Origin of the sequence: Bacteroides sp. 1_1_30 (assembly GCF_020982715.1) — a bacterium.
GTDB classification, from domain to species: domain Bacteria; phylum Bacteroidota; class Bacteroidia; order Bacteroidales; family Bacteroidaceae; genus Bacteroides; species Bacteroides xylanisolvens.
Genome location: NZ_JAJKHN010000109.1, coordinates 1 through 17,582, shown reverse-complemented (window position 1 = coordinate 17,582; position 17,582 = coordinate 1). Strand labels below are relative to the sequence as shown.

The 17,582-nt window shown below is 42.5% G+C and carries 14 protein-coding genes; 3 read left to right on the top strand and 11 right to left on the bottom strand.

Annotation, left to right across the window (positions count from 1 at the left end):
* Positions 1-148: 148 nt before the first annotated feature.
* Complete coding sequence (locus tag LPH68_RS22935; protein ID WP_230297163.1) at positions 149-1,489, bottom strand: dihydroorotase; 1,341 nt, start codon at positions 1,487-1,489, stop codon at positions 149-151.
* Positions 1,486-2,229, bottom strand: a complete 744-nt coding sequence (locus tag LPH68_RS22930; protein ID WP_004312608.1) for a polyprenol monophosphomannose synthase — start codon at positions 2,227-2,229, stop codon at positions 1,486-1,488. Before LPH68_RS22930 ends, LPH68_RS22935 begins: the two co-directional genes overlap by 4 nt.
* 259 nt (positions 2,230-2,488) lie before the next feature.
* Between LPH68_RS22930 and mfd the strand changes: the two genes are divergently transcribed.
* The 3 genes from mfd (at position 2,489) to LPH68_RS22915 (ending at position 6,447) form a co-directional block, all read left to right on the top strand.
* On the top strand, positions 2,489-5,863 hold the full coding sequence (gene mfd, locus LPH68_RS22925; RefSeq protein WP_230297162.1) for a transcription-repair coupling factor: 3,375 nt from the start codon (positions 2,489-2,491) through the stop codon (positions 5,861-5,863).
* A gap of 87 nt (positions 5,864-5,950) precedes the next feature.
* Entirely contained in the window at positions 5,951-6,163 is a 213-nt protein-coding gene (locus LPH68_RS22920) for a hypothetical protein (protein ID WP_004312604.1), read from the top strand.
* The gene (locus LPH68_RS22915) at positions 6,151-6,447 is read left to right on the top strand and encodes a type II toxin-antitoxin system RelE/ParE family toxin (protein WP_004312602.1); all 297 of its coding nucleotides are present in this window, start codon (positions 6,151-6,153) and stop codon (positions 6,445-6,447) included. The genes LPH68_RS22920 and LPH68_RS22915 overlap by 13 nt, the downstream gene beginning before the upstream one ends.
* A gap of 32 nt (positions 6,448-6,479) precedes the next feature.
* Here LPH68_RS22915 and LPH68_RS22910 read toward each other — a convergent pair whose 3' ends face one another.
* The 9 genes from LPH68_RS22910 to LPH68_RS22870 form a co-directional block, all read right to left on the bottom strand.
* Positions 6,480-8,336, bottom strand: a complete 1,857-nt coding sequence (locus tag LPH68_RS22910; protein ID WP_230297161.1) for a YgiQ family radical SAM protein — start codon at positions 8,334-8,336, stop codon at positions 6,480-6,482.
* A gap of 106 nt (positions 8,337-8,442) precedes the next feature.
* Positions 8,443-8,667, bottom strand: coding sequence for a sulfurtransferase TusA family protein (locus LPH68_RS22905; RefSeq protein WP_004312598.1), 225 nt, complete (start codon positions 8,665-8,667; stop codon positions 8,443-8,445).
* Positions 8,667-8,984 (bottom strand): hypothetical protein, encoded by a 318-nt coding sequence (locus tag LPH68_RS22900; protein WP_004312597.1) that lies wholly within the window; start codon positions 8,982-8,984, stop codon positions 8,667-8,669. The genes LPH68_RS22905 and LPH68_RS22900 overlap by 1 nt, the downstream gene beginning before the upstream one ends.
* 80 nt (positions 8,985-9,064) lie before the next feature.
* On the bottom strand, positions 9,065-11,974 hold the full coding sequence (locus LPH68_RS22895) for a xanthan lyase (protein ID WP_215708262.1): 2,910 nt from the start codon (positions 11,972-11,974) through the stop codon (positions 9,065-9,067).
* A 219-nt stretch (positions 11,975-12,193) separates the two neighbouring features.
* Complete coding sequence (locus tag LPH68_RS22890; RefSeq protein ID WP_004312593.1) at positions 12,194-14,185, bottom strand: glucosamine-6-phosphate deaminase; 1,992 nt, start codon at positions 14,183-14,185, stop codon at positions 12,194-12,196.
* A 148-nt stretch (positions 14,186-14,333) separates the two neighbouring features.
* A complete protein-coding gene (locus LPH68_RS22885) occupies positions 14,334-15,110 on the bottom strand; it encodes an amidohydrolase (protein WP_004312590.1) in 777 nt (258 codons plus the stop codon).
* 37 nt (positions 15,111-15,147) lie between these two features.
* Positions 15,148-15,702 (bottom strand): 1-acyl-sn-glycerol-3-phosphate acyltransferase, encoded by a 555-nt coding sequence (locus LPH68_RS22880; protein ID WP_004312588.1) that lies wholly within the window; start codon positions 15,700-15,702, stop codon positions 15,148-15,150.
* 7 nt (positions 15,703-15,709) lie between these two features.
* Entirely contained in the window at positions 15,710-15,979 is a 270-nt protein-coding gene (locus LPH68_RS22875) for a hypothetical protein (RefSeq protein WP_004306027.1), read from the bottom strand.
* 123 nt (positions 15,980-16,102) lie between these two features.
* Positions 16,103-17,290, bottom strand: a complete 1,188-nt coding sequence (locus tag LPH68_RS22870) for an ATP-binding protein (protein WP_004312586.1) — start codon at positions 17,288-17,290, stop codon at positions 16,103-16,105.
* Between the last annotated feature and the right edge of the window lie 292 nt (positions 17,291-17,582).

Below are 17,582 nucleotides of genomic sequence, written 5' to 3'. Positions count from 1 at the left end.
AAAAACACACCAGCCACAAGCCCTGAAAGGGCGGAACTGTATACAATTATGCCCTTTCAGGGCGCAAATTCAGATTGCCGTTTTTACGTAGGGCGTTGCCCTACGCTATATAATTAAGCCCTTTCAGGGCACCCCGCAAAATTATCATTTATCGTTCGAAGAACAATTCTTGTCCGCGATAAGTCTCGTCTATTTCTCCGTTGTTATATAACAGATGTCCGTTTACAAATGTTTTCTCTACTTTCCAGTCGAATGTGTGTCCCTCTAATGGACTCCATTTACATTTGCTTAGAATACAATCGGTTGTTACAGTCCATTCGCTTCCGGGGCGGACTAATACCAGGTCAGCCTGATAGCCTTTGCGGATGAATCCCCTGTTTGGTATCTCATACATCTGCGCAGGAGCATGAGCCATTTTTTCTACCACTTTTTCGATAGTAAACACTCCTTTATCTGCCAACTCCAACATGCTGACTAGCGAGAACTGAATCATCGGCATCCCGGACATTGCCTTTAATGCACCTCCTTCTTTTTCACTAAGCAAGTGTGGGGCATGATCGGTTGCGATGGCATCAATCAGACCGCTATTGACAGCCTCTTGCAAAGCTTTCCGGTCTTGTGCAGTCTTGATGGCAGGGTTACATTTAATGCGGGCACCCAATGTCTGATAATCTTCTTCCGTAAAGAGTAGATGGGAAACGCAGGCTTCTGCTGTAATTCTTTTTTGTGCCAGAGGAACGTTGGCAAACAGACTCAACTCTTTAGCGGTGGAAATATGCATGATGTGCAGGCGGGCATTTGTTTCCCGTGCCAGTTGCACAGCCAGCTCGGACGAACGATAGCAAGCCTCTTCCGAACGGAGAAGCGGATGAAGAGCCAGAGGTACATCGTCTCCGTATTCTTTCTTATATTTATCCGTATTTTCTTTGATAATTCCCTGGTCTTCGCAATGGGCGGCGATGAGAAGATCGGTTCCGCCGAATATATTACGCAAGCTGGCCATCCGGTCTACCAGCATATTGCCGGTGCTTGAACCCATAAATAACTTCACGCCACAAACCCGGTGTTTATCCAGTTGCGCAAACTGGGTATAGTTATTATTCGTTGCTCCGAAATAGCAGGAATAGTTGACTGCTGATTTCTCACCTAGTAGGGTGAATTTCTCTTCCAAAGCCTCCAGCGTCGTAGTCTGCGGGTTTGTATTGGGCATATCCATGATGGAAGTGACACCTCCTGCTGCAGCGGCATGGCTTTCTGTGGTAATATCAGCTTTATGAGTCAGGCCGGGATCGCGGAAATGAACATGTTCGTCGATGGCACCCGGTAGGAGATAACACCCGCTTGCGTCAATGACTTCGTCACAAGGGGCAGTTGCTTTTTCTTCACCCACCAATATTTCGGCTATCTTTTCATTTTCAATGACTACTGAACCCAGTACTTTTCTTCCTTCGTTAACAATAACGGCGTTTTGAATCAGTGTACGTTTCATGACTTTTGCGGGAATTTATGGAACCAACTATTTACTTTTAATTTAATCACACCAAATATGGCCTCTCCAAAGATGCTGCTATTCATTTTGGAAGTTCCTAGTTCACGATTAATGAAAATCACGGGAACTTCGATGATTTTAAAACCACATTTGTAAGCAGTGAATTTCATTTCAATCTGAAAAGCATATCCCTTAAAACGGATATGATCCAAATCAATCATTTCCAGTACCTGACGGCGGTAGCAGACAAATCCGGCAGTCGTGTCGTGTACGGGTATTCCTGTGATGAACCGCACATATTTGGAGGCAAAGTACGACATTAATACCCGTCCCATCGGCCAGTTCACTACATTTACTCCGCTGATGTAGCGGGAGCCGATGGATACATCTCCACCCTGTTCCGAACAAGCCTGATACAAACGGGGCAAATCGTTCGGATTATGACTGAAGTCGGCATCCATTTCAAAGATATACTCGTATGCGTGTTCCAGTGCCCATTTAAATCCGGTAATATAGGCAGTGCCCAATCCCAGTTTCCCTTTACGCTCAATCATAAAAAGCCGTTCGGGAAATTCTTGTTGCAAGGTTTTTACGATGGTTGCCGTTCCGTCCGGAGAGCCGTCTTCTATTACCAGAATATGGAATACTTTGGGAAGGCCGAATACGGCACGGATGATATTTTCTATGTTCTCCCGTTCATTATAGGTAGGGATAATTACAATGCTATCCGATGTCTGCATATAGATACTATAAAATTTAAAACAAAAGTAGTTCTTTTCCTTTAGTTATAGCCGAACTAAGGAAAATTTAACGTGAAGAGCAGAATGCAATCTTTTGTTTCTTGGTGTGAAACGGTTTGTTCCTCGGTGTGAAACAAGTTGTTTCTCGGTGTGGAACACTTTGTTTCTCACCGAGAAACTTTGGGGGGATGAAAACTTTCCCACACTTATGTCTGTCCTGCGATTCTTTTTTGTAATTTTGCGGGGAAATTTTATAGGTATGACAATAACTGAATTGCAACAACAATATGCTGCCCACCCCAATATGGCAGTAATGAAACGCTTGTTGAAGGACACTTCTGTTCAGACTGTTTTTTGCGGAGGACTGTGTGCATCTGCTGCTTCTCTTTTTTCTTCTGTATTGGTACAAGAGGGTGGTTGTCCGTTTGTCTTTATTTTAGGTGATCTTGAAGAAGCCGGCTATTTTTATCATGACTTGACGCAGATATTGGGGACGGAAAAGGTGTTATTCTTTCCATCTTCATTCCGTCGCTCTATTAAATATGGGCAAAAAGACGCAGCCAATGAGATTCTACGCACGGAAGTACTTAGCCGTTTGCAAAAAGGGGAGGAGGGACTATGTATCGTTACGTACCCGGATGCATTGGCAGAGAAAGTAGTGTCGCGAAAGGAATTGAGCGATAAAACCCTGAAACTGAATGTAGGGGAGAAAGTGGATACCACGTTTATCACTGATGTGTTGCATAGTTATGGCTTCGAATACGTAGATTATGTATATGAACCGGGGCAATACGCTGTTCGCGGTAGCATTATCGACGTTTTCTCTTTTGCTTCGGAATATCCTTATCGTATTGATTTCTTTGGTGATGAAGTAGAAAGTATACGTACCTTTGAAGTTGAGTCCCAATTATCCCGCGAGAAGAAAAGTGGAGTGTCTATTGTTCCCGATTTAGCAGTGACAGGAGATGTGACAACTTCCTTTCTGGATTTTATCCCGAAAGATACTACTCTGGCAATGCGCGATTTTCTTTGGTTGCGTGAACGAATCCAGGTGGTGCATGATGAAGCGTTGACTCCCCAGGCAATAGCTGTTCAGGAAGCCGCAGAAAATGGAGGCATTACATTAGAAGGAAAACTGATAGACGGCAGTGAATTCACTGTACGGGCACTCGATTTCCGCCGATTGGAATTTGGTAACAAACCAACCGGAACGCCGAATGCCAGTGTTACTTTCAATACATCTGCCCAACCCATCTTTCATAAGAATTTCGATTTGGTAGCTTCTTCTTTCAAAGATTATTTGGAAAAAGGTTATTCGCTATATATCTGTAGTGACAGTATGAAGCAGACAGATCGTATCAAGGCTATTTTTGAAGATCGGGACGATCAGATTAATTTTACTCCCGTAGAGCGTACCATACATGAAGGATTTGTAGATAACACACTACGGCTCTGTATCTTCACCGACCATCAGTTGTTTGACCGTTTCCATAAATATAACCTGAAAAGTGATAAAGCCCGTTCGGGAAAAGTAGCACTGTCCTTAAAAGAACTGAATCAGTTTACTCCAGGAGATTATGTGGTGCATACCGATCATGGTATCGGACGTTTTTCCGGTTTGGTGCGTATACCGAATGGTGATACTACGCAGGAAGTTTTGAAACTGGTGTTTCAGAATGAAGATGTAGTGTTCGTTTCCATTCATTCCCTGCATAAAGTTTCCAAATACAAAGGTAAGGAGGGAGAGGCTCCCCGACTTAACAAATTAGGTACAGGGGCATGGGAGAAACTGAAAGAACGTACGAAGAGCAAAATCAAGGATATAGCCCGCGATTTGATAAAATTGTATTCGCAGCGTCGTCAGGAAAAAGGGTTCTCTTATAGTCCCGATAGTTTCTTGCAGCGTGAGTTGGAAGCATCCTTTATTTATGAAGATACACCGGATCAGAGTAAGGCGACGATTGATGTCAAAGCGGATATGGAAAGTGACCGCCCGATGGACCGTCTGGTCTGTGGCGATGTAGGATTTGGAAAAACAGAAGTTGCAATCCGTGCCGCTTTCAAAGCCGTTGCCGATAATAAACAAGTGGCCGTTCTGGTTCCGACAACGGTGCTTGCTTACCAGCATTTTCAAACATTCTGCGAACGTCTGAAAGGACTGCCATGCCGGGTGGAATATTTAAGTCGCGCACGTACTGCCGCACAAACCAAAGCTGTATTGAAAGGACTGAAGGATGGAGATGTCGGTATTCTGATAGGTACTCACCGTATCTTAGGCAAGGATGTTCAGTTTAAAGACTTGGGACTGCTGATTGTTGACGAAGAACAGAAATTCGGAGTTTCCGTAAAAGAAAAGCTGCGTCAGTTGAAAGTGAATGTAGATACACTGACAATGACTGCTACTCCGATTCCCCGTACCCTTCAATTCTCGTTGATGGGCGCGCGTGATTTGAGCGTGATTTCCACTCCGCCGCCTAACCGCTATCCGATTCAGACCGAAGTGCATACTTTTAATGAAGAAGTGATTACGGATGCCATCAACTTTGAGATGAGCCGTAACGGGCAGGTCTTTTTCGTCAATAACCGGATTGCGAACTTGCCGGAACTGAAAGCAATGATAGAGCGCCATATCCCGGATTGTCGTGTAGCAATCGGACACGGGCAGATGGAGCCGACAGAACTGGAGAAAATTATTCTGGATTTTGTCAACTATGACTATGACGTGCTCTTGGCAACCACAATCATCGAAAGTGGTATCGATATTCCGAATGCAAATACCATCATTATCAATCAGGCGCAAAACTTCGGATTGAGTGACCTCCATCAGATGCGTGGACGGGTAGGGCGTAGTAACAAGAAAGCATTCTGTTATCTGTTGGCTCCTCCGTTGAGCAGTCTGACCACCGAAGGGAGACGACGTCTTCAAGCGATTGAGAACTTTAGTGATTTGGGAAGTGGTATTCATATTGCCATGCAGGATTTGGATATTCGTGGAGCTGGAAATTTGCTCGGAGCCGAGCAAAGTGGCTTTGTCGCTGATTTGGGATATGAAACATATCAGAAGATTCTGACTGAAGCTGTCCATGAACTGAAAACAGATGAATTTGCAGAACTGTATGCTGATGAAATAAAAGGTGAAGGACAAATTAGTGGAGAAGAATTTGTAGAGGAGTGTCAGGTAGAAAGTGACCTCGAACTTTTATTGCCGGCCAACTACGTAACTGGCAGCAGCGAACGTATGTTGCTCTATCGTGAACTGGATGGACTGACATTGGATAAGGATGTGGAGGCTTTCCGCTCCCGCTTGGAAGACCGCTTCGGTCCGGTTCCCCGGGAAACGGAAGAATTACTCCGCATTGTTCCTTTACGCCGTTTGTCAGCGCGTTTGGGAGCAGAGAAGATTTTCCTGAAAGGCGGCCGAATGACCTTGTTCTTTGTTTCCAATCCGGATAGTCCGTTCTATCAAAGTAAGGCTTTCGGTAAAGTGATAGACTATATGATGAAGTATACCCGGCGCTGTGATCTGCGTGAGCAAAATGGCAGACGGAGTATGTTGATTAAAAATGTTACTAATGTGGAGACGGCAGTCAGTGTGTTGCAGGAGATTGTGGCGTTGCCGGTGAAAGAAGAATAAATAAGCTTTTCGGGGAAGATAAGCGAGGAATTGTTTGTTTTATACCAAGGGGATCTTTATCTTTGTAGATATAACTTAATAACTGATATGGCTAAGAAATCATATAAACCTCAAGATAATGAATTGCCACAGGTCAATGAACCAGTGGCTGCTTATCATGTAACTACTCCTAATGCAAATCTTTATGTTCCTACAGAATATGAACAGGAAATTATAATGCATTCTGAAAAAGATTATGAGGAGGGTAGATTGCATACTCAAGAAGATGTGGATAAGCTGGTGGAACAATGGCTAAGTTAAAAATAGTCTGGACAGAAACAGCGACTATTGTTTTTCAGCAAATTCTGACTTTCTATAATGTGAGAAATGGAAATACCCAATATAGCCGTTCCATTTATACAATGGTGAGAGACGTATTGCAATTAGTCGCTAAATATCCTTATATGTATAAAGCTACCTCTGTTCCTAATATACGTGTTTTTCATTGTGATTATTTCAAAGTCTATTATCGGGTACTTGAAAAGCAGATTCTTGTGGAAGCTGTTTTTGATACTCGCCAAGATCCTGATAAGGCTCCTTTTTAGAGGTGGTTTTGTAAGTGATGGAATGGAGCGAATTAGCGTTTTCCGTATAATTTGTCTATCAAATCAGAACGTCCGATACGTCTCAACTCATTGATGATATTTCTCCTTTCTTCCGGTTTATACCAAAAAAAGAACTGTCGTTGTGCTAGTTTCTCCCGTTGGGTTTTAGCACTGAATATCGGTTCTAACGTGTATGGATGAAATCCGGTATACCAGGTTTCGGTGGCTACTGTCATCGGAGTGGGAGTGAAGTCCTGCACTTGTTCCAGGTGGAAGTCCAGACGTTTAGTGATAACGGCAAGTTCCGCCATATCTTCTTCTTTGCATCCGGGATGCGAGGAAATGAAATACGGAATCAGTTGTTGACGTAGATTCTCTTCCCGGTTGATACGGTCGAATATCCTCTTGAATGTTTCAAATTGCTCGAAAGAAGGTTTGCGCATCACAGATAATACCCGGTCACTGGTATGTTCCGGAGCTACTTTCAGCCGACCACTTACGTGATTGACAATCAATTCACGGGTATACTCGGCAGTGCTGCGGTTGATCGCTTCATCTTTACTTTGATGAAGTAACAGGTCATAGCGTACTCCGCTACCGATAAACGATTTTTTTATTCCGGGCAAGGCATCTACTGCACGGTAAATATCCAGCAGGGGGCGATGGTCGGTATTTAGATTCGGACAAACTTTCGGATGGATACATGACGGTCGTTTGCACTTCTTGCAAATAGCTTCGTCTTTTCCTTTCATCTGATACATATTAGCGGAAGGACCACCCAAATCGCTTAAATATCCTTTGAAATCGGGTAACTGGATGACCTCTTTCACCTCTTTCAGTATGGACTCTTTGCTACGGCTGACGATAAACTTTCCCTGATGAGCGGAAATGGTGCAGAAGGCACAACCGCCGAAACATCCCCGGTGAATGTTGATGGAAAACTTAATCATGTCATAAGCCGGAATCCGTTTCCCTTTATATTTAGGATGAGGTAGCCGGGTATATGGCAAATCAAACGAACGATCGAGATCTTCCTGGCTCATCGGAGGATATGGAGGATTGACTACTACTATCTTGTTTCCGACGGCTTGCGTGATTCGGGAAGCCGAATATTTGTTAGATTCTTCTTCGATATGCCGGAAATTACTAGCCTGTTTCTTTTTATCTGCCAGACATTCTTCGTGCGAATAAAGTGGAAGGTCATCTTCGGCAGAGGTCCATTCTGTTGCACGGCAAAGATAGGCTGTTTGAGGAACTGATCCGATAATTGTTCTGAATTTATTACTTGTCAGTACTGGCTCTTCAGCAGTAAGCAGACTTTTCATATTCTTCACCAGGTCTGGAAGTGGTTTTTCTCCCATTCCGTAAATGAGCAGGTCGGCACCGCTGTCGCATAAAATGCTCTTTTGCACTTTGTCCTGCCAATAATCGTAATGACTTAACCGTCTTAAACTGGCTTCGATTCCTCCGATAACTACGGGAACATCCGGATAAAGTTTCTTTAGTATCTGGCTATAAACCGTAGAAGGATATTCCGGACGCATATCCGGACGACCGTCCGGGGTATATGCATCTTCACTGCGCAATCGTTTGTTGGCTGTGTATTTATTTACCATCGAATCCATGCATCCACCGGAGATGCCGAAGAATAGCCGTGGGCGTCCCAGCTTCTTGAAGTCACGCAGGTCGTCACGCCAGTTGGGCTGGGGTACAATGGCTATTTTCAAACCTTCCGCTTCAAGAATCCGTCCAATAACGGCAGCACCAAAAGAAGGGTGATCCACATAGGCGTCAGCACTGAATAGAATGACATCCAATTCATTCCATCCGCGAAGTTCTACTTCTTTCTTGGTAGTAGGTAACCAGTCAGTCAATCGATATTCTTTCATGCTGCAAAGATACGGATAATAAAAAACATCCCAATGATTTTTTTATTCATTGAGATGTTTAACTTCGATTATCGGGATGTTTTGCTTCAATCATTGAGATGTTTTTTTATAACTTCCCATTGATTGTGAACTGTAATGTCATTTGTTCTCCATCATAGATTTCACGAAAACCGATACCTTGTTCGGACAGATATTCCTTTAGATCCTGAAACGCGTCAGCATGGTTCATGATAATCTCTATCGTTTCTCCCGGAGAGGCAGTGCACATTGCTCTTATTGCAGGAATCAGCGGACTGTATGCTGTTATTCCGCAGGTATCTACCGTAATCATTATTCCTCCTCTTCTTCCGCTTCCGTGTTGGAAAGCCAGGTAAGATAGAGCTTAATGAGCTGTTGCAGACCGAATGCCTTCATATTATTGTGATAAATCACGTCGATACAAAGGTCCAGCAAGTCTTTACTGTCTTCTTCCTGACTGGCGATAAGGGAGCGGATATTAAGTTTCAACTTATCCAGAACTGCTTCATCTACAATACCGGTACTGTCGATAAGATGACGGAACAGAGCATATTTCTCAATTGTTCTCAAGTTTTCATTAGATACTTCTATGCTGCGTGTACCGCTAGGATTTGCTTGTATAGTATACATTGTTTTTTAGTTTTAAAGGTTATTATAGTAGCAAAGATAGAATTTAAAATGAGAAACGGATTAAAAAAAAAGGATATTTTTTATTTTTGAGTAAAGAATCCCAAGATGCCTGCCATGATGGTTGCCCGATCCGCTTCCGACTGGATGCTTTCGAAAGGAAAGCCCAATACAAAAGTGCGGTAGTTTCCTTTGTAAGCGATACCTGCGCTCTGATTGCCGGGTACATACGTAAATACAGGGAAAGCAGTATCTACGGGAACGATGCAATCTGCTGCAGGAACCGCATAACTGTTCTCATTGGGCAGACGCGGGATCGTGATCGTGCGCCCCAATCCTTTAATCTGATTTGCACTCTTATCCGTCAGGCTACTTTGATAACCATATTTCAGTATTTTCTCTGTAAACTCCCGGTTGCCTTGTGTGCCGCTCATATCGCTTCCTACATAAGCACCGCTGACAAATAGACTACCTCCCGACTGACAATAACTGGTCATAATTCGTTGCATAGCCGAGGAGAATGTCTTGTAGTACGCTTTATTTGCGGGGTCTTCTTTTTCCAGTCCCAGGATATAATCTACCACCGGATAATCTTCTAACGTAACCAATCCGTTTTCTACCGCTTCGTCACTGCATGACACAAAACTATATTTGCCGGCTGCCTGAATCGCTTTTCCATGAATAAAAGGATAATCGAATGTGTTCCCTGCTATTTTCATTCCTTCTAACTCGTTTCCGCTATGTCCCAGACTGCCTTTTCCTTCTTTTCCGGCTTGTGTACGGTCGAAGCCTGTTTGTGCTCCGCAAAACGAAATGTTTGATATATACGGGACTCCGGGATCTTGTGATAAATCGAATCCTGCTCTTTCAGAAGTATTAACGACCGCCGGACCGCTGATTCTGTCAAAGCCATTGATGATAATTACCTTTTCCTGTTCGCGTTTGGCTTTATAAGCGGAAAGGATTTCGGAGGGAAAACTTTCCCCGCCGCGGTTTACGGCAGTCACTTTGAATGAATAAACGAGCCCTGGTTCTATTTTAACGGTGTGGGACGTTTTGCTGACTAAGGTTCCATTGTCAAAGCCTCCATAACCGATGCGTGTATATACGATGTATTCTCGTGGGCGTGCAGTCGGTTCTTGCGGATCATCTTCACCTTTCCATGAAAGTTCCAGCGTATTCTTTTTCTTTCCGAATTGAATGGCGAAATTGCTGACTGGCAGGGGCTGAACTATATATTCTTTATCATGCTGGCTGGTAATGAACTGCAAAATACCTTTGTAAATGGCTCGTCCCACTGTAAACTTGAAGTTCGGATCATGCCCTAACTGCATATCTGCGAAGTTCTGATGGGAGAGCAGTTCGATAATCGTAGAAGGTGTAGCCGGGAGACGTGTTTCACTGTAATTCCGGTTCCACATACTGCGGCGTGTCCAGGGGATGCTGTAACTTGAATAAATATCTTTCTGAATCTGTGTGAGCAGAATATCGGCTAAATCACGTGATGCATACCGGTCTGTTCCTGTATTCAGCTTTCCATTATTGAAATCGGTGGTATAGATACCGAGCGATCCGATAAGCTCATCAGTCTTGCTGCATCCGGCATCACTGTGCAACGCCATAGTCATTTCCAAAGGTACGCCTAAACCCGATTGTTGCGGGTTGTAGACAGAACTGCCCGACAAATAGTTGATAGCGTTGGAACGTGTGTTGATGTCGTCTGTATAGTCGTTTTCACCTTTGCGTCCTGCATATACTTCGTATGGCATTCCCGCCCATTGCGCAGAGTAGCGTGCTCCTTCCAAGTAACGGGGTAGCCCGCTGGTTCTTCCTCCACGGGCAATGTTTCCCATTCCACCTCCAAAACGTACCGCATCGGCGCATACAACTCCATGTTCGCTGCTCTCGTTGCTAAGTACCACCATGCCGTAGTCGTTGTTCCCTTTATCAAATTCAAACGTTCCGAGGTAAACCCATGTGCCTCCACCTATTTTCTGATTAACTTTAAATTCGGTTACTCCTCCGTTATGGAATACCAGATATTTGGCGTCGCTTACACTATTGGGGAGTGTCTGATAAGAAACATAAACAGCATACTTGCCTGTTGTCGGTAGAGTAGGTACCCATTCTGCAAATACTTGGTCTTTATTCTTCTTTTTCTTTCTTTCGGTTGGTATGAAACGGCAGGTTCCGTCAGTGAAAGGATTCTCTCCCTCTTTATAAATCGTTTTCTTTTGAGCAAATCCTCTTACCGGAGCATTTGTCCAATTAGCTTTTTTGCTACCCACTTCCAGATAAAGGGAAGCATTGGGAGTGTCATTATCTACGATGATTTCATTCTTCTGCGTATCCCGTTCACGGGGAGTATAAACAATCGCTCCAGCATTCTCCAACATGGGAATCACGTATGGAAGAACGAAAGATTGAGTGAACATATCTTCCGTGGTGCAGAATAATCGAGGGCGTTGCCATCCCCATTCGTTTTTATCATTTTTGAAGTAGTTGCCGTGGCTTTGCCAGATTGCGATATGACGGTCTTGCAGTCCGCGTGAAATTTCATTGGGACGTGAAATGTTTTTCACCCAGGGAGCTCCTTTATAATCTATATTCAAAGATAACCGCTCCTTATCCTTTTTCTTATTCCGGTAGAAATTAGGTACCAAATCTTCAATAGGTTTTCCATCCGCATAAATGGTGAGCTGGTAATAATGAACAGGCCCCGGAAGCAGTTCTTTAACTTGATTATAAATGTTTTCTACAGTTTCCGGACGGAAAGGCTGATAGGCGAAACTCTCCGATGCATAGATTGCAATTGTCTTGCGATCATAATTTATATCGAAACTGTTCAGTTTAGGAGTGCTGATTTTGGCTGTTGCGGTATATTTGTTGAAGTAATCCGTCAGCCGTTCTTTTACATTTCTTTCAATATCTTGAGCGAAAAGAAAATTAGCACTTACAGTAAGGCATAGAAGAAACACTATTATCTTTTTCATTATTCAATGCTTTTGTTCTCATTTTCATCACAGAGGAAAGGAGGACACGGAGGGCAAATCTATGAAGCGATATAAAAATGGTTGTTCATAATAACTCCGTGTCCTCCTTTCCTCTGTGGTGAATTATCCCCGCAAAAATAACAAAAAAAGAGCGAGAAGTATCGAAACTTCCCACTCTTCTTTCATTGTTTTATATTCTCTTAATTAAGAATATTATTCTTATAAAGGAACGTATTCTACAAATGCTTCCATTGCTTCGTAAGAAGCCAGTCCTAACTTATCATACAAAGTAGCTGTGCCACGGTTGCGGTCTTCGCTACGTTGCCAGAACAAACGTTCGTCATTACCCAGGAACGGAGCGCTTTCCATCTGCGACTGATGTTTCAGGATAGAGTTACGTTTTGCACGAAGTTCTTCCGGACTGATCGGCACTGCCATTTCAATATTTTCGATTTCCCATTCAGCCCACGCACCACGGTACATCCAGATACGGCAGTCTTTCAGCCATTTGGCACCTTCTTCTTTTTCAAGATCAACGGCTGCGAATACGGCGTCCGTACATACACGGTGTGTTCCGTGCGGGTCGGCCAAGTCACCTGCAACGAAAATCTGATGAGGTTTCACTTCACGAAGCAAGTTACGTACGATTTCCACGTCTGCTTCACTGATCGGGTTTTTCTGAATCTTACCTGTTTCATAGAACGGCAAGTCTAGGAAGTGGCATCGTTCCAATGGTATATTGTTATAAGTACAGGCCGTACGGGCTTCACCACGACGAATCAGACCTTTGATAGTCAGAATGTCACGACTGTCCATATCACCATCTTTCTTCTCTTTCAAGAAATTACGTATTTCTGCATATTTCTCATTGATAACCTGATCTGCACTGTTATTGAAGAGTTGGTTGAATCCGTTGATGAAATGCATGAAACGAACTACTTCTTCGTCACCAACGGCGATATTACCGGAAGTTTCGTAAGCTACGTGTACTTCATGTTTTTGCTCTACCAAACGACGAAGCGTACCACCCATCGAAATAACGTCATCATCCGGATGCGGAGAGAAAATGATTACACGTTTCGGATACGGTTTTGCACGTTCCGGACGGTAGGTGTCATCAGCATTAGGTTTGCCACCCGGCCATCCGGTAATGGTGTGCTGTAAATCATTGAAGATTTTGATGTTTACATTGTACGCAGAACCGTAAAGTGCCAGAAGTTCACTCAAACCGTTTTCGTTATAGTCTTTATTTGTCAACTTCAGAATCGGTTTGCCGGTCAACTGACACAACCAAACGATGGCACTACGGATTAGTTTATCATTCCATTCGCAAGAAGTTACCAGCCACGGACGTTGGATACGTGTTAAGTTCATAGCTGCTGAAAGATCAAGAGCTACATGCGCGTTGTTGTGAGTTTGCAGATAAGAAGCCGGAATAGTGTCAGTGATCGCACCTTCCACACATTCTTTAATCATAGCTGCTTTGTTTTCCCCCCATGCAAGCAGATAAACCTTCTTTGCGCCAAGGATAGTGGATACACCCATTGTAATAGAACTGATCGGCGTATTATCCAGCGTTCCGAAAATCTTGGATGCTTCGTTGCGTGATGCATTATCCAACAAAATCAGACGAGTGGTAGAATTCAGTCGGGAACCCGGTTCGTTGAACGCGATGTTACCTACACGGCCAATGCCCAACAAGGCAATATCAATACCTCCGAAGCTTTCGATGCGTTGTTCGTACAGACGGCAATATTCGAAGATGGTATCTTTGGCAATGCTTCCGTCGGGAGTGAATATATTTTGTTTGTCAATATCGATGTGATCCAGCAACATACTCTTCAAAGCATTGAAGTTGCTGTTGATTGCATCGGGAGCCAACGGATAATATTCATACATATTAAATACGATCACATTGCGGAAGCTAAGACCTTCTTCCTTATGCATGCGGATGAGTTCGGTATATACGTGGCTGGGCGAATCACCTCCGGGGAGTGCCAATACGCAGAAGCGTCCTGCTTTTTGTTTTTCGCGGATGGTCTGTGCTATTTCGCGAGCAATATAGTTAGCACCTTCTTCTACGGATTCGTAGATGTCCGTAGGGATTTTTTCGAGTCTTGTCAAGACTGATTTTTCAAATGCATTCTCCGGTCTGTAGTATCTGGGGGAGACCCGGTGGAGACTGATTTGAGAACTAAGATTTGTTTTCATAAAGTTGTTAATTAAGTTATGTAAGATTAGCGTCCTTACGACTGTATTTTCACGACAAAGATACAAAAGAAGTCTATATAATTAACTACCGAATTCTAGGTATTGTTGCTACATGAATCTGTTTTTAACATTTGTTATTTGGCAAATGTTATAGATGGAATTCGTCTGCATCTTTCCATACCGGGAACTTCTCTCTGAATTGGTTGAGAGCAGTGAGATTTACACTGACAGTCGTTATTCCTTCCTTTTCATCTGGAATTGAGCCGATTTCTTCTCCGAAAGCGGAGTAGACTTTACTTCCTCCATTATATGAAAGTTGGTACCCGTCTGTACCTACTCTGTTGACACCGCATACATAGCATTGATTTTCTAAAGCGCGTGCCCGGAGTAGAGTATCCCAAACCAGACGGCGGGGGATAGGCCAGTTGGCTACATATATTAAAAGGTCGTACTCGTTGCCTACGTTTCGGCTCCATACAGGGAAACGAAGGTCATAGCAAACCAGCAGGCAGATATTCCATCCATGATAGGGGATGATGAGTCGTTTATCACCGGCCGAAAAGTGTTCAGCTTCCCGTCCCATACGAAACAGATGTCGTTTGTCATAATAGAACTCTTCTCCTTCCGGCGTCAGAAAGAACGCACGGTTATAAAACTGTTCGTTCTCTGTTGCTATATAGCTTCCGCAAATGGCTAGCTGGAATTTGGCGGCCCATTGTTTGAGTGTTGTAATGGTTTCCCCGGAATTTGGCTCTGCCAGTATTTTACTCTGCATACTGAATCCGGTAGAAAACATCTCCGGTAAAACAACAATCTCCGTTATTCCACGAAGACTTTGCAGCTTTTCGTGGAGCAAACGGAGATTTTCTTGTTTATTTTCCCAAACAATATCGGTTTGTATGATAGAAATACGGATAGACTCCATGATAACTAAGTATTATACTTAATACCTAATACTTAAATCATATTTCTCCAAGAGCGAAATTCTCCGGATGTTTTCCTTTGAAATCCTTGAAGTAAAGTTTGATTTCTCTCATGTCCTTATTAATATCTCCTGACGGCATGATAGCTTTCGTTGCCGAAATCGTTTTTTTGCTGTAATCAATACCAATCAGAACGATAGGAACCTGTGCTTTCAAGGCTATAAAATAAAAGCCTTTTTTCCAGTTTGGATTCGCTTTACGGGTTCCTTCGGGAGTGATAGCCAAATTAAACTTTTTATATTCGGCAAATTTATGAACCATCTGATCTACTAGCGAAGTTTTTCGACTGCGGTCGACGGGAATTCCGCCAACTGCTTTGAAAAAGATTCCAAGCGGAAAGAAAAACCATTCCTTTTTCATCATGAAACTTGTCTTACGGCCTATAGCACCATAAAATAGTTTTCCAATAAATAAATCAAGGTTTGTTGTGTGTGGAGCGGCACATATCACGCATTTGTCATAATTAGGCACCGTAACGTTTGTCTTCCACCCTAACAGGCGGTAATAGATAAAGCTATAAATTGCTTTTTTCATTCTGTTGTTAGTTCAATTTCCCTATAGCTTCAATAATCTCGTTTACCTTTGCATTAAAATCAGCACGGAATTTCTTATAAAAACCTTTCACGTTGCCCGGTTCTGTGTGGCTGATGCGAGTAACAAATTCATCCTGCATCTTCAGTACCTCTGCCATCAGTTCATCTGCTTTCACCTTGTCTGTGCCAGGGATGAACATACTGTTGATTAAACACTCGGTGAATAATTCTCCTGCGATATAGTTTACGTTCTTTTTGAGTTCTCTTCTACTTGCCATAATCTTTACATTTAATGGTGAATAATAAAAAATACTTGCGGTAAAGATAGGTACTTTCTTTGATTCTAGCGAATAATACGGGGAAAAACATTATTCAAGCCTGCATCTTCTTGCTGTATTTCTTTATTCAAATAACTTCGCAGGATTGATACTTAAGAATTGTTCGGCTTTCATGCCCCCTTCTCCGACTACGAAACTAGCATACGGTTGATACATTTTGCGTATTTCTTCTAGTCCTGCATTATACATTTCACTGTTGCTTTTTACTTCTATGGCTACAATCCGGTTTTTCTTTTTCAATATATAATCTACTTCCTTATCTTTTTCTCTCCAGTAAAATACTTCATAGTTACCAGTAAATGCGTTGGAAACAATATGTGCACCAATTGCAGATTCAAAAATACGTCCCCATTCTTTTCTGTTGAGAATAGCCTCCTTAAAAGTCAAATCATTATATACGGTTTTTAAAGCATTGTTGAATACCTGAAATTTAGGAGCGCTTGCTCTTTGGCGCGACTTGTCCATTGCAAACTTTTGTAAACCGGTCAGTAAGCCGCTATCTCCCAGTAAGTTTAAATATCCTGCTAGCGTTGTTGTATTTCCAGCGTCTTGTAATGCTCCTACCATTTTGGTCAGCGATACGATTTCACCGGAATAAGAAGTTCCCAGTTCAAAAGTTTGCCGTAATAATGCCGGTTTGCTAATTGGGGAATCGTATAAAATATCTTTATTGATAGTGGCATCTATGATTGCTCCATTGATATATTGTCCCCAGCGTTCTTCATCTTCTATCAAAAAAGCTGCTCCCGGGTATCCACCGAAATAAAGATACTGTTCCAGACTCATATTAAATGCATCCCGCATTTCCGGATACGACCAGTGTGTCATTCTTATCTCTTCAAAGCGACCCATCATCGAGTCTGATAATCCCTTTTCTAACAATACACGTGAAGAGCCGAGAAGAACGACTTTCATATTAATATCATTGAATGTATCTGCATCCCATTCTTTTTTGACTACTTCACTCCAATTTTTTATTTTTTGAATTTCATCGATTATCAGAATAAATTCAGATAATTTTTCTACTCGCATCTGTACTCTTGCCGTATTCCAACAGTCTGAAATCCAAGATGTCTGTGTAGCAGGAATACTATCTGCCGAATAGATTTGATAAGGTAGATTCAGATCATTGACTACTTGTTTGATGACTGTAGTCTTTCCAACTTGGCGAGGTCCTAACACTACTTGCAGGAAATGTCGAGGCTCTTTTAGTCTTTTTGTAATCGTTTGATATTGAACTCTTTTATACATGTTTTCTGTTGTTTATTCAATAGAATGAGTACTTTTACTCAATATATTGATTAGTTTTACTCAATAAATAACGCAAATATACACAATAAGTTGCTTTGTATCATTTTAAATCTACAATTCTTTATCTTTTCTTTAATCATGAAATTAAAGAGTATAAAAATGAATGAAACGGTGCAGAAATGAATGAAAGTTTGGTCTACTATAAAGTTGAAAAAGGTTCTTCGTCAAATTTGGTGGTACTTCTTCTATTGTGAATAAAGAATCTTGGCTCTCAGTAGTTTACTTCCTGCCC